General features: G+C 30.0%; 13 protein-coding genes. 12 read left to right on the forward strand and 1 reads right to left on the reverse strand.

The window, feature by feature from the left end:
- The first annotated feature begins 9 nt into the window (after positions 1-9).
- The 6 genes from C8N27_RS08275 (at position 10) to C8N27_RS08300 (ending at position 7,156) form a co-directional block, all read left to right on the forward strand.
- A complete protein-coding gene (locus C8N27_RS08275; RefSeq protein WP_121146983.1) occupies positions 10-993 on the forward strand; it encodes a D-alanine--D-alanine ligase in 984 nt (327 codons plus the stop codon).
- Positions 993-1,445, forward strand: coding sequence for a pantetheine-phosphate adenylyltransferase (coaD, locus tag C8N27_RS08280; RefSeq protein WP_099214238.1), 453 nt, complete (start codon positions 993-995; stop codon positions 1,443-1,445). Before C8N27_RS08275 ends, coaD begins: the two co-directional genes overlap by 1 nt.
- An 18-nt stretch (positions 1,446-1,463) precedes the next feature.
- Entirely contained in the window at positions 1,464-3,212 is a 1,749-nt protein-coding gene (locus C8N27_RS08285; RefSeq protein WP_121146984.1) for a M14 family metallopeptidase, read from the forward strand.
- A 62-nt stretch (positions 3,213-3,274) separates the two neighbouring features.
- Positions 3,275-3,793, forward strand: a complete 519-nt coding sequence (locus C8N27_RS08290) for an RNA polymerase sigma factor (protein WP_121146985.1) — start codon at positions 3,275-3,277, stop codon at positions 3,791-3,793.
- A gap of 73 nt (positions 3,794-3,866) precedes the next feature.
- Positions 3,867-4,787: a FecR family protein gene (locus C8N27_RS08295; RefSeq protein WP_121146986.1), complete on the forward strand. Its 921-nt coding sequence runs from the start codon at positions 3,867-3,869 to the stop codon at positions 4,785-4,787.
- Positions 4,784-7,156 carry a TonB-dependent receptor plug domain-containing protein gene (locus C8N27_RS08300; protein WP_121146987.1) on the forward strand — a complete coding sequence of 791 codons (2,373 nt, stop codon included), beginning with the start codon at positions 4,784-4,786 and terminating at the stop codon, positions 7,154-7,156. Before C8N27_RS08295 ends, C8N27_RS08300 begins: the two co-directional genes overlap by 4 nt.
- A 39-nt stretch (positions 7,157-7,195) precedes the next feature.
- On the opposite strand, the gene C8N27_RS08305 is transcribed toward C8N27_RS08300, so the two are convergent.
- Positions 7,196-8,371 (reverse strand): GlmU family protein, encoded by a 1,176-nt coding sequence (locus C8N27_RS08305; protein WP_121146988.1) that lies wholly within the window; start codon positions 8,369-8,371, stop codon positions 7,196-7,198.
- Positions 8,372-8,475: 104 nt separating this feature from the next.
- Between C8N27_RS08305 and C8N27_RS08310 the strand changes: the two genes are divergently transcribed.
- From C8N27_RS08310 to C8N27_RS08335, 6 genes are all read left to right on the forward strand, one after another.
- Positions 8,476-8,862 carry a 6-phosphogluconate dehydrogenase gene (locus C8N27_RS08310; RefSeq protein ID WP_099214232.1) on the forward strand — a complete coding sequence of 129 codons (387 nt, stop codon included), beginning with the start codon at positions 8,476-8,478 and terminating at the stop codon, positions 8,860-8,862.
- The gene (locus tag C8N27_RS08315; protein ID WP_121146989.1) at positions 8,852-9,400 is read left to right on the forward strand and encodes an acyl-CoA thioesterase; all 549 of its coding nucleotides are present in this window, start codon (positions 8,852-8,854) and stop codon (positions 9,398-9,400) included. Before C8N27_RS08310 ends, C8N27_RS08315 begins: the two co-directional genes overlap by 11 nt.
- Before the next feature lie 2 nt (positions 9,401-9,402).
- Positions 9,403-10,095, forward strand: a complete 693-nt coding sequence (locus C8N27_RS08320) for a cyclase family protein (RefSeq protein WP_121146990.1) — start codon at positions 9,403-9,405, stop codon at positions 10,093-10,095.
- 264 nt (positions 10,096-10,359) lie between these two features.
- Positions 10,360-11,448, forward strand: coding sequence for a hypothetical protein (locus tag C8N27_RS08325; RefSeq protein ID WP_147431713.1), 1,089 nt, complete (start codon positions 10,360-10,362; stop codon positions 11,446-11,448).
- A gap of 9 nt (positions 11,449-11,457) precedes the next feature.
- Positions 11,458-13,545, forward strand: coding sequence for a M64 family metallopeptidase (locus tag C8N27_RS08330; protein WP_121146992.1), 2,088 nt, complete (start codon positions 11,458-11,460; stop codon positions 13,543-13,545).
- Between the two features lie 83 nt (positions 13,546-13,628).
- Positions 13,629-14,180, forward strand: a complete 552-nt coding sequence (locus C8N27_RS08335; RefSeq protein WP_121146993.1) for a hypothetical protein — start codon at positions 13,629-13,631, stop codon at positions 14,178-14,180.
- Positions 14,181-14,212 lie beyond the last annotated feature (32 nt).

Below are 14,212 nucleotides of genomic sequence, written 5' to 3' on the forward strand. Positions count from 1 at the left end.
ACATTTGAAGTGAAAAAAAACATCGCTATTATTATGGGAGGTTATTCCTCAGAAGTAGGAATTTCTCTAAAAAGTGGTAATGTAGTTTACAAACATATTGATAAAGAAAAGTATAACGCTTTTAAAGTTCATATTTTAGAAAATAAATGGGTATATGTTGATGATAATGATGTAGAATATCCAATAAATAGAGAAAATTTTTCAGTTGAAGTTAAAGAGCAAAAAATCACATTCGATTGTGTTTTTAATGCTATTCACGGTACACCGGGTGAAAACGGAATTATCTTAGCCTATTTTGATCTTATTAGCATAAAACACACCTCTGCCCCATTCTATCAAATGGCCTTAACCTTTAATAAACGTGATACCTTAAGCGTGGTAAAGCAATACGGAATAGCAACTGCTATTTCTATATACCTAAACAAGGGTGATGAAATAGATTGTGATGCTTTCATAAAAAAAGTGGGACTTCCTTGCTTTGTAAAACCAAATGGTGCGGGTTCTAGTTTTGGTATATCGAAAGTATATACTAAAGAAGAGTTAATTCCTGCTATAGAAAAAGCATATGAAGAAGATACTGAAATATTAATTGAAAGCTTTTTAGACGGAACTGAGGTTTCTGTTGGAGTAATTCAATATAAAGGAGTAACAAAAGTACTACCAATAACAGAAATTGTTTCAGAAAATGATTTTTTCGATTATAAAGCTAAATATGAAGGAGAGTCACAAGAAATTACTCCTGCACGTTTAACTGATTCTCAAAGAAAAAGAGTGAAAGAAGTAGCTAAACGTGTATATGAAATTTTAAACATGCGTGGTTTTTCTCGTTCTGAATATATTTTGGTTAACGATGAGCCACATTTTATAGAAATGAATACTGTTCCTGGGTTAACTGAGGCAAGTATTTTACCACAGCAAGCCAATCATGCGGGTATTTCTTTAACGGAATTATTCGGAAATGCTATTGAAATGGCTTTAAATGACAAAATATAATGAAAAGAGCAATTTTTCCTGGATCTTTTGATCCAATAACTTTAGGACACTTAGATATTATTGAACGTGGTGTTACCCTTTTTGATGAGTTAATCATCGCAATTGGTGTAAATGCAGATAAAAAATACATGTTTTCATTAGAAGAACGCCAACGTTTTATAGAAGAGACTTTTAAACACGAGCCAAAAATAAAAGTGCTTACCTATAGTGGGCTTACCGTGAACTTTTGTAAAGAGCAAGATGCTCAATTTATTTTAAGAGGTTTACGTAATCCTGCCGATTTTGAGTTTGAAAAAGCTATTGCACATACTAATAGAAAACTTTCTGAAATAGAGACTGTATTTTTACTAACCTCCTCGGGTAAAAGTTATATTTCTTCATCAATTGTAAGAGATGTAATCAGAAATAATGGTGACTATACAGGATTAGTACCTGACGCAGTTAGAATTTAAACTTTTAAATACGTTACTTTGAAAAAACTATTTGTACTACTCCTAATAATTACTGTTGCTTGTAAACCAGAATCAACAAAAAAGAATAACGATTTCACTACACTGTTTGAAACATCTAACGGAACAGAAACTCCTAAGTATCAAGAAGTAATTTCTTTTTATGAACGTTTAGCTGAAATATACCCTGAAATTTCTTTGTTTGAAATAGGTACTACAGATATTGAAAAACCTTTACATTTAGTTGTTTTCAATGCCGATGGAAAAACCAATATTAAAGCACTCAAGAACTCTTCAAAAAATAGAGTTTTAATTAATAATGGTATTCACCCTGGAGAATCTGACGGGGTTGATGCATCAATGTTACTATTAAGAAACATTGTTCAAAATGATTCTTTAAAAAACAAATACAAAAACTCTTTAATCTGTGTTGTTCCTGTCTACAATATAGGTGGTGCGCTAAACAGAAATTCACACACAAGAGCCAACCAAAATGGCCCAAAAGAATATGGTTTTAGAGGAAATGCTCGTAATTACGATTTGAATCGTGACTTTATTAAACAGGATACCAAAAACGCCGCCACTTTTGCTGAGATTTTTCACACTATAAATCCCGATGTTTTTATTGACAATCATGTAAGTAATGGGGCAGATTATCAATATGCTATTACACATTTATTCACACAGCATAATAAATTGGGAGGAAAACTTGGTGAATTTATTGAAACTAAAATGCGTCCTGAAATAGAACAGTCTTTGGCTGAGAAAGACATTATTATTACTCCTTATGTAAATGTTTGGGGAACAACTCCAGAAAGTGGTTGGTCACAGTTTTTCGATTCACCTAGGTATTCTACTGGTTACACTACCCTATTCAACACGTTAGGATTAATGGTTGAAACTCATATGTTAAAACCATATAAAATTAGAGTAGAACAAACCTATGAGCTATTATTTTCTACTTTAGATTTTTCTGAAGAAAACAGCAGCAAAATAAAAGGTTTACGAAAAAATGCTGTTGATGAAGTTATCAATAATAAAACATATCCTGTAGTTTTCAGTGTTGACACTAACGATCCATCAATATTAAATTTTAAAGGTTATGAAGGTTCACTTATAGACAGCAAAATAACTAATGGAAAGCGTTTGTTTTATGATAGAACAAAACCTTATAATAAAAAGGTCTCCTATTATAACAACTTTATTTCTACCAAAGAAATTACAATTCCAAAAGCATATATTTTACAAAAAGGCTGGCATAATGTTGTAGATCGATTACAAAATAATAAAATTGATTTTACTCGTTTTCAAAAAGATACCACATTAATTGTCGAAGTTCAACACATTAAAGAATTTGAAACTCGAAAAATGGCATACGAAGGTCATTATTTACATTATAATACTGAAGTTGAAAGAACAGGAAATCAACAAATTAAATTTTCTAAAGGAGATATTTATATTCCAACAAATCAACCAGGAATACGTTATATTTTAGAAACCTTAGAGGCAGAAGCTCCTGATTCTTTTTTTAACTGGAACTTCTTTGATACTATATTACAACAAAAAGAAGGATATTCTTCTTACGTTTTTGAAGATATTGCTGAAGACTTTTTAAACAATAACCCTATAATAAAACAAGAGTTTTTAGAGAAGTTAAAATCTGAGGATGATTTTGCTAAAAATCCACAAGCACAGTTGTATTGGGTTTACAAAAAAACTCCACATTACGAAAAAGCACACAAAAAACTACCTATTTATAAGTTATATTAATAATTTTTTAACCTCTTAATTACATTTTCATACATTTGCTGTTGATTAAGAATTTAATCTAAATGAATAAAGAACCCTTAAAGTCTGTTTGTGAGCAGAATAATTTTAAAGAAATTTTTAATCAGCACTCACAAACATTAAGAAATTATATATATTATAAGTGCGGTGATACTCAGCAAGCTGAAGACATCGTACAGGAAGCGTATATAAAATTATGGAATAATTGCTCTAAAGTTTATTTTGAAAAAGCTAAATCTTACCTGTATACAGTAGCTAATAATCATTTTTTAAATGATGTAGCTCACAAAAAGGTTGTATTAGAGCATCAAAAACAAAGTATTTCTTCTGGTAAGACTAATGAAACACCTCAATTTCTTTTAGAAGAAGAAGAGTTTCATACAAAATTAAAAAAAGCCATTGCCGACTTACCAGAAAAGCAAAGAGAAGTTTTTTTACTTAGTCGAATAGACAAAAAAAAGTATAGTGAAATTGCTGATATAGTTGGAGTTTCTGTGAAAGCAGTAGAAAAAAGAATGAGCAAAGCTCTGCTTACTTTAAAAGAGCAAATAGGTAAAGTGTAATAAAAAACAATATTTGTAGTAGGGTAATTAGTCTTTTACTTGTTTTTAATACAAATAGCACGAATAATAGGAAATGAAAATAAATTATAAAGATGAAACTTTTTTAGCGAGATGGATAGCCAATGAGCTATCGGCTGAAGAATTGAAAGAGTTTCAACAAACCGAAGTTTATCATCAATTTAAAGCTATTGATGATGCTTCACAATTATTAAAAGCTCCTACCTATAATAAAGAAGATGCTTTTAATAAAATTCAAACAAACTTAGAGCCAACAAAAACTAACAAAAAAGTAGTAAAGTTAATCCCTACTTGGATGTATGGTGCAGTTGCATCTATAGCTTTGTTAATTAGTTTTTTATACTTTAATAATAATACAACTAATTTTTCTACAAGTTATGGAGAACAACTAACAATTACTTTACCTGACAACTCTAAAGCTCATTTATCACCTAAATCTGAAATAACATACAAAAAACAAAATTGGGAAGATAAAAGAGAGTTATCTTTAAAAGGAAAGGCTTATTTCGAAGTAGAAAAAGGAAAATCTTTTACTGTAAAATCTAATGAAGGTAATGTTACAGTGTTAGGAACTAAGTTTACTGTAAACACTTCAGAAAATTATTTTGAAGTTAAATGTTATGAAGGTAAAGTAAAAGTTACTTCAAAAAATAAAGAAGAAGTAATTTTAACTAAAGGAAAAGCCTTCAGAAACTATAGTAACTCTAGTGAAAAATGGGAGTTTGTAGATACTACTCCTTCTTGGGTAGAAGGTGAAAGTTCTTTTAACAACACTCCTTTACATCAAGTTATAAAAGCTTTAGAAAATCAATTTAAATTAAAATTTGACGCTTCAAGAATAGATACCTCTCAACGCTTTACAGGTACTTTTACACATGAAGATGTTAATATAGCATTGCAAACTGTTTTTGCTCCTATGAAAATTTCTTATAAATTAGCAGAAAATAGTTCAGTTATATTGACATATAGTAAATGAAGATAAAATTAAGTGTACTTTTTATATGCTTAGCGATGTCTATTTTTTCTCAAGAAAAGGTAGACATTTCTTTTATTGATACACCTTTGTTGGATGTATTAAAAGAAACTGAAACCAATTTTGGTGTAAAGTTTTCTTTTAATACAGAGATAATTCGTGGAAAAAACTTTTCTTTTAAAAAGAAAAAATGTGAGCTGGTATACCTTATAGGTGAAATTGAACGTCAAACTCCTTTAATTTTTAACCAAATTAATGAGCGTTATTACTACATAACCAAAAACTCTAATTTTAAACTTAACGAATATAACCTTTTAAAAGAAATTCTTGTAACAAACTATATTACCTCTGGTATTAATAAAAAGAAAAACGGAGCTATATCCATACTCCCTAAACAATTAGGTGTTTTACCTGGTTTAACAGAACCAGATGTATTAGAAAGTTTAAAAATTATCCCTGGTGTTCAAAGTCCAAACGAAACAGCAGCAGGTATTTATATAAGAGGCGGTACGCCACACCAAAACTTAGTTTTATGGGATGGTATAAAAATGTATTATTCTGGGCATTTTTTTGGAATGATCTCTGCTTTTAACCCTTATACTACCAAAGAAGTTACCTTATCTAAAAGTGGTACAGGAGCAAGATATGGAAATAGGGTTTCTGGTGTAATAGATATCAAAACAACAGAAAAAATACCAAATAAAATTACGGGAAATTTTGGTTTGAACATGACTCATGCTGATGCACTTATAACTATTCCGTTTTCAGAAAAAACAGCGCTTTCTTTTTCTGCTAGGAGATCTTTTTCTGATATTTTAAAAACATTCACTTTTGATAAATTATCTATGCGTGTTTTTCAAACATTTGACGATAATCAAGAGAATCAAATTCTAGATAAAAATATTAAGTTTGATAGAAATAATAAGTTTAAATTTTTAGACTACACTACAAAGTTTATATATAAACCTAATGAAGAGGAGTCTTTAAGCATAAGTTTCTTACATACAAAAAATCAAATGTTTAATGATTTTACCATTCCAATTTACCAAGACAAATACAATGATAAATTAGATATCGATAATACTGGTATAAGTGTTAATTGGAAGAAACAATCATCTAAAAAAAAGACTCATAGTATAAAAAGTTATTTTTCTAGTTTTCACTTAGATTATGTAGGTAATTACAACTATATAGATGATTATCTTATTTTATTATCTACTAAAAATAATTCCTTAACTGATTTTGGTATTTCATATAATATGAACTATTCTTTTAATGATAGAACTGATTTGTTTTGGGGTTATGACTTTACATCAACAAAAGCGGCTTATGAATTAAAATATTTAGCTGACGTAGAAGGTGAAAACCGATATTCATCAGAACAAAAAGATAAAGGAACAAACAACACTCATTCTATTTTTGCTGAGTATTTATATGATAACGATGATTGGAATCTAAACTCTGGAGTCAGATTTAATTATTTTTCTAAAATTGACAAACTTGTTTTAGAGCCTAGATTGTATTTTGAAAAAAAAATTGCTTCAAATTTAAGTGTTAAGGCTTCTTTTGAACAAAAGCATCAAACTTTAAGTCAAATTATAGAGTTTCAAACCTCTAGCTTAGGATTCGATTTAGAGAACCAAATATGGGCTCAGGTTAATAACGATGACATTCCTCTTCAAAAAAGTTTACAGATTTCAACTGGACTCCTTTTTAACAAAGACAATTGGAAAATAGATATAGAACCTTATTATAAAAAAGTTAGCGGTATGACATCGCAAACAAGTGGTTATAACGATCAAACTGATGACTTTTCTAATGGTAAAGGGAAAGTATACGGTATTGATTTACTAATTAATAAAAAATTTAATAATTACAGAACCTGGGTTAACTATTCATACACTAAAAATAGATTTAAGTTCCTAGACTTAGAGAATAAATTTTTCCCAGCAAATCATGATATTACTAACTATTTTTCATGGTCTCATGCCTATAAATTAAATAATTACGAATTTTCTCTTGGATGGATCTACAGAACTGGTAATCCTTATACTGCTGTTAAAGAATTTTATACAGATGATGATGGTGCTCCTTATATTAACTTAGACTCAGATAACATTAATGCACTTAGACTTCCTAATTATAGTCGAATAGACGCCTCTATGACGTATTCATTTAATTTTTCTGAAAGATGGAAAGGTAAATTCGGCTTCTCTTTACTTAATATCTTTAATAATAAAAATATTTTAAGTAGAACTTATAACGCTATTCCTATTAGAAACTCAGATAATGAAATTGAATACAAATTAAAAGAAGTAAACAAAATGTCTTTGGGTGTTACTCCTAATCTGGTTTTTAGAGTTCGTTTTTAACTAAAAAAGACTTTACAAAATGTAAAGCCTTTTTATGATTTAATAGTTTCTATATTGTTTTGTTTCTTCAAAAACGTGTTCTAGAATTTGTTTTTCTCTTTCATCAAATTCAATACCTCGTCTTTTCATTACCACATCTGCAACTTCAAAAACTTTATTTGTTTTGTATTCAGTAAACCCTGAAGCTCCTCCCCAACTGAATGAAGGAACAAAATTTCTTGGGAACCCACTTCCAAAAATGTTCGCAGATACACCAACAACTGTTCCTGTATTAAACATCGTATTAATTCCGCATTTTGAATGATCTCCCATCATTAACCCACAAAACTGCAATCCTGTTTTAGCAAAACGCCCAGTTTCATAATTCCATAACTTAACTTCAGCATAGTTATTTTTAAGGTTAGAGTTATTACTATCAGCTCCTATATTACACCATTCACCTAACACAGAATTTCCTAAAAATCCGTCGTGCCCCTTATTTGAGTATCCAAATAAAACTGAATTATTTACCTCTCCCCCTACTTTACTATAAGGTCCTAAAGTGGTAGCTCCGTATATTTTTGCTCCTAATTTTAATACTGAATGTTCACACATTACTAGCGCTCCTCTTACCACAACACCTTCCATGATTTCAGCATTTTCACCTATATAAATCGGTCCTGTAGAAGCATTTAACGTAGCAAAAGTTAGCTTTGCTCCTTTTTCAACAAATATGTCATTTCTATTAACACAATTAACAGTTTCAGGAATTGGTTGTGATTTTCTACCTTCGGTAATTAACTCAAAATCTGCACGAATAGCTTTATCATTTAATGAAAAAATATCCCAAGTATTTTTTACTTGAATAATATCATCTTCAAACTCAATTTGATCGTAAGAAGAAAAATCAACTTCATCTTGATTATCTGTTGTGTAAAAGGCAATTACATCTTCACCTTTAAAAATAGCTTGATTAGCTTGTAGGTTTTTAACCATTTCAACCAAAGGTTTTGTTGGTAAAAAAGAAGCATTTAACAATACATTTTTTTCCATTTCAACCATAGGGTATTTCTCTTCTAAATACTCTTCTGTTACAGTTGTAGTTGTTAAACCTAAGTATTTTTCCCACTTTTCTCTAATAGTCAAAATCCCTATTCTTATATCAGCTACAGGTCTTGTATATGTAAATGGTAGTAAGGCTGTGCGTACATCACCATCAAATAAAATATAATTCATATTCATCATTTTTTGAAGCAACACAAACTTACCACTTTCAATTCATTTTACAAGTCAAAATATAAACCTTACTTTTGTTATTATACATTCTTCAATATATTACTATGAAAAAAATTTTAGGATTAATTTTAATTGGTATTGCTCTTATAGCAGCCCTATACTATGCTTTTATTTATTTTGTTCCCTATAGTGAAGGTGTTCGCTCTGGTGAACTCATAAAAATTAGCTATAAAGGTGTAGTAGTAAAAACTTGGGAAGGTGAAATTAGCCAAGGTATTTCTGGAGCGCAAATTTTTGCTTTTTCAGTAGAAGACAATCAAAAAGAAGTTATTGAAAAACTTCAAGAATACCAAGGTCGCTATGTAAAAGTTACATACAAAGAGCGTTTTGGAACTTTCTTTTGGTTAGGTGACACAAAGTATTTTATAACTCATGTTGAAGAAGAACAATCTCCTCACTTTAGAGGAATAAGAAAAGATAATGAACAATAATATTTATAGAAATATAGAAGATACTCGCATTACTATTTCTGAGTTAATGCTTCCTTCCCACGCTAACTTTAGTGGTAAAATTCACGGAGGTTACATTTTAAAGTTAATGGATCAAATTGCTTTTGCATGTGCCTCTAAACATTCTGGAACTTATTGCGTAACAGCATCAGTAGATACTGTTAACTTTATAAATCCTATTGAAGTAGGTGAATTAGTTACAATGAAAGCCTCAATTAATTATGTCGGTAAAACTTCAATGGTAGTTGGTATACGAGTAGAGTCACAAAATATACAAACAGGAAACACTAAACACTGTAATTCTTCTTATTTTACTATGGTAGCAAAAAAGGATAATGGTGACAATGCCAAAGTTCCTGGAATTATTATTAATGATGATAATGAAATGCGTCGTTTCCTAGAGGCTATTCATAGAATTAAAATGAAAAAAAATAGACAAGAGAAGTTTGATAATGATAATTTTACTGCTCAAAACTACATTGAGGAGCTTAAAAATTACAATGTGAAGATTGAGTTATAACCATGCCAGAAATTATAGATTTAAGTCAAGATATTTTTGACGGAATGCCTGTTTATAAAAGTCTTCCACAAGTTAAAATGTCTGTGCACAATACCCATGAAGAATGGGACGGAATTAAAAACCCTACTACTAGAACTCCTGCTGTATATAAACTAGAAATGGGAGAACATACAGGAACTCATGTTGATGCTTTAAACCATATGGCTGCTAAACATGAAGGAAAATCTATAGATACTATGCCTCTTAGTATGTTTTATACTGAAGGTATTTGTTTAGATTTTTCTCATAAAAACTTACAGGAATTAATTACTTCTGAAGAAGTTAAAGAACAGTTAGAAAAAGAAAAACTCAGCATAAAAAAAGGTGATACTGTGCTTATTTGTACAAACCACTACGCTAAACATTTTAATACTGAAAACTGGGGAAAAGGTCCAGGTATTACTACAGAATGTGCTACTTGGCTTGGAGAACAAAAAATTGCTGCTTTCGGTGTAGAAACTATGTCTCCTGGTGTTCCTAAAGTATCCAACAAAAAAGTACATCATATTTGTGGAGAAATGGGGTTTACTCATTATGAAAACATGATAAATCTTGATAAGCTAATAGGCAGAGGCAGATTTCGATTTATAGCTTTACCTTTAAAAATTAGAGGAGGAACAGGATCGCCAGTAAGAGCTGTTGCCATTTTTGAGTAAACAAATCTCATATTTTTTAATTTAACCTATACTTATCTGTACAGCTACATGATTGTATGGATAATACATTGTTGACTTACTCTATATAGTCATACTTCTACTCTTCTTTTCAAGGAAAAAAATACATCTTCTCTACAATATATAACCTATAGAAAAAGAGGGGAAACCCCTCCTTCAAAACTATCCTTTTACATTCTCTCAAAAAACAAGTCTCAAAGTAACTTTGTAAACTAATAATCAACTCATTAACCTAAAACTATTGTAATGAAAAAACTAGCAATTGTAATAATCTGTTTACTTATGAGTAATTATTTGTTTTCACAACAAGTAAATATTAAGTACAACGTTGACAATCACACCTTATCTGGTAAATTAAACAGAGCCTCAATTTCTTCAGTTATAAAAGAGCTTTCTAAACAAAACTTTCTTTTATTTATAGTTGGAGACAATAAAAACTTTAGTGTCTCAGGTCAGTTAGCAAACACACCTGTAGATCGTGCCCTTTCAGAAATCATTCCTTCTAACATCAAATACTTTTATAAGATAGACTCTAAAGAGGGAGAAAAAAATATGATTTCTAAAACTACTAACAATTTAGTAAGTCTAAAAACTCCAAAATTACTCTTACTAAAACAAACAAATGATAAAAACAAAAACATAGACAAAAACAAGCCAAAATTAGGAGTTAGTAGCAATTTACTTCAAGTAAAAAGAATTAACACTTTTAAGAACATAAAAAATGTTAAAGATCCTTTTAAACCTAAAAATGTAAGGTTTAGAGGTACTACTGCCATGGGTAAATCTGGAGGAATTAAACCTGCTTCTGCTAGGAGTATTAGAAAAATTGATAATTTATCTCCTGAACTAAGGTTACAAAACAAAAAAAACAGGGTAAGTAAAAAACATTTAGTAGTAACCTATAAAATTACTAATAACGGAATTACTCCTGTCTCAAAAACCGAAGTAGAGGGTAGTTACTCTCTACCTACAGAAGAATCAGGTAATTGGGCTATTATTGGCTTAGACGGTGATAATACTGTACTTGCTGAAACCTTCGAAAATCCGCTTAGCTACAGAACAATTTTTGATCCTAAAAAAAGTGATCATAAAGAGTTTACAGCAAAAGAAGCTTATGTTTCAGTTAAAATGCCCATTAAATACAAATCAAAAATAGCTTCAGAAAAATTAGACCTTAAGCTAGTTAAATTTAAAGATGTTTCTAAAGCTAAAAATGTTTTACAAAAAGTAAAAATGAAACAGTTAAGAAAAAGTGATTTAAACACCTCTTTTCAAATCTTAAGAACAGCTCCTAAAGCTGACTTTTCTAAACTAAAAAAAATTACTAACCAATAATCAGAAAAAATGAAAAACTTATATAAAACATTAATAATATTGATGTCCTTTCTAACAGTTACAGCTTATTCACAAACAAAAAGTACTTTACTTTATAACGGAAGTTCAGCTTCAAAATTTGATATTGTATTCATGGGAGATGGATTTACTTCATCTAACCAAACTGAATTTAATAATTTAGTTGCTGATTATTTTAAGGCAATGTTTACCCATGAAAATGGTAATTTAGACAATGTTTTATCTGAACTACAGGATGCTTTTAACGTATACAGAGTAAACTTGAACTCAAGTCAATCAGGGGTAACTCAATATACATGTGATAATGACAATTGTAGCAATAATACAGCAAGTAGCAGAAACACAGCACTAAATTTTAAATATTCAGGGTGTTGGAATTGTTGTTGGATGTCAAAATCTAGTAATACTGACAATAAAATTAACAATGCATTAAGTTCTGTTGGATTATCTGGTGCTGATTTTGTAGTGGTTATCTTAAATGAATCTGGTTTTGGTGGTTGCTCTTATGGTAAAGTTTTATCTATTACCAAATCTACTAGTAATAATGTACTATTACATGAATTAGGACACTCGGTTGGTAAATTAGCCGACGAATATTCTAGACCTGGTTGTTTTAGCGGCACAAATCCTTCAGCAGTTAACGTTGATAAAAACAACAATCCAAACAAGTGGAATAAGTTTGCTAGAAGTACTGTAACTACTGGATCTCCATCAGAATATAATGTAGATGGATTTGAAGGTGGGCGCTATAATACAACGTGTATTTACCGTCCTTCAACCAATAGTACAATGAGAGGAAATACGAACCTATTTAATCCACCAAGTTATAACGAATTCTGGAAAAGAAATAAATCAAAAAGTAATTACAATTTTAACAAACCAATAGTAGGTAATTTTCAAGGAAATAGCTATAACGATGTGGTACTTCACTATGGAAACTATATTGCAGCCTACCCTACCGAACACCCAAAAGGTTTTACAGGTAGTGGAGCAAACATAACGCGTCCCGCTAACTCTTATGTAACCACAAAAAGGGTTAAAGGTCCAGGTGGCACATGGTATGTATCTTCAAAAGACAAGTTTTATGTGGGAGATTTTACTGGTGATGGCTACGATGACTTACTTGTATTCTATCCTAATAATCAATATTCAAAATTAGGAATATTAAAATCAACTCCTGACGGATTTGAATGTATTAAAAAGATATATTATAACCTTCCTGGTTGGCAGATGCGTAACGGTGATCAGTTTTTTATTGCTGATTTTAACGGAGATGGAAAAGATGATTTTTACATTTTTAATGCTACTAACTGGAATCAAGGATGTATGGGAATGTTCAGGTCAACTGGTAGTAACTTTTCTTATGTAAGAAGATACGACAAATATTTACCTGGTCATTACATGAGTTCCACTGATAAGTATTTTGTAGCTGATTATACGGGTGATAATAAAGAAGAATTAGTATTATTTAATACAAGTTCTAAAGTTACCAGAATGTTTAAATCTACAGGGAGTTCACTAACAAAAACCAAAGAATATTTTGCTAGTTTACCAGGCTGGACAAGTAAATCTGGTGATAAATATCATATTGCAGACATTAATGGAGATGGAAAAGATGACGTTTATATTTTTAATGGTACTAACTGGGGACCTGAATATCTATTATTGCTTAGATCTGACGGAAACGAATACAAATATATTAAAAGGCATAACGATGCTTTACCAGGTTGGAACATGAATAATCGTGATAAGTTTTATGTTGCTGATATTAATGGTGATGGAAAAGATGATTTATATGTATTCAATAATCAAGATTGGTCTACTCAATACTTAGGACGTGTAATCACCAATGGTAGTACAGTAAGTGTAAGCTATCAAAGCGATTGGATTGGTGGTTGGAACCTTGGTAGTGCAGATAAGTTAATTGTAGATGACCGTAAAACGGGAAGAGATAACTTATTTATACATAATACCAACTGGTTTGCTTACATGTGGCCTGGTTCTTCTAATATGTATATAAAAGGAATGTATAAAGATTATATACATGCGTTTAAGTATCATGATTATGGATGGTATTAATATAGTAACTTTATAAAAAAGAATAACACGGTTGTAATTAACTGTGTTATTCTTAATTTTAAGAAAACTCTAAAGTATTTATTATGAAACATTTTACTTTATTTCCTTTAATTTTTCTACTTCTTGTTTTAAACTGCAAAAATTATACTTCTAAAAAAACTCAAAACAATTTAAACTCATCACAAAGTATTTCTAAAACACAAGATTATTATTTCACTGTTAATTTTGAATTTACAAAAGAGGATTACCAACTGATTTCGAAGTCTAAAAATGAAGGTAATTTGTTATTTGATGTTCAAACTCCTACCGATATGTTTTTAGTAGCGTATAAAAATGAAGAATTATTCTTTTACAGTGAATTAAATGATCCATTAACCATAAGACCCGTGGGAGAACGTGAAATAGAAAAAACTATAGAGAGTGGCTCAGAAAACATCAATTTACCCCAAAAATTTGCTCAAAAAAGCAATATCAAACAACTTGAAATCTATATTTATAAAGTAAATGGATATATAGAAGACTTTGATACCGAAGTTTATTCAAAAGAAAAAATCAAACAATTGGAAAAAGAGGAGCTTATTGAAAAAAGGTATACCATTGACGCTAAGCAATTAGTTAACTTTTTAAACCAATAAAAAAATCCGAAGTTTAATAAACTTCGGATTTT

This window comes from Tenacibaculum discolor (genome assembly GCF_003664185.1).
Lineage (GTDB): Bacteria > Bacteroidota > Bacteroidia > Flavobacteriales > Flavobacteriaceae > Polaribacter > Polaribacter discolor.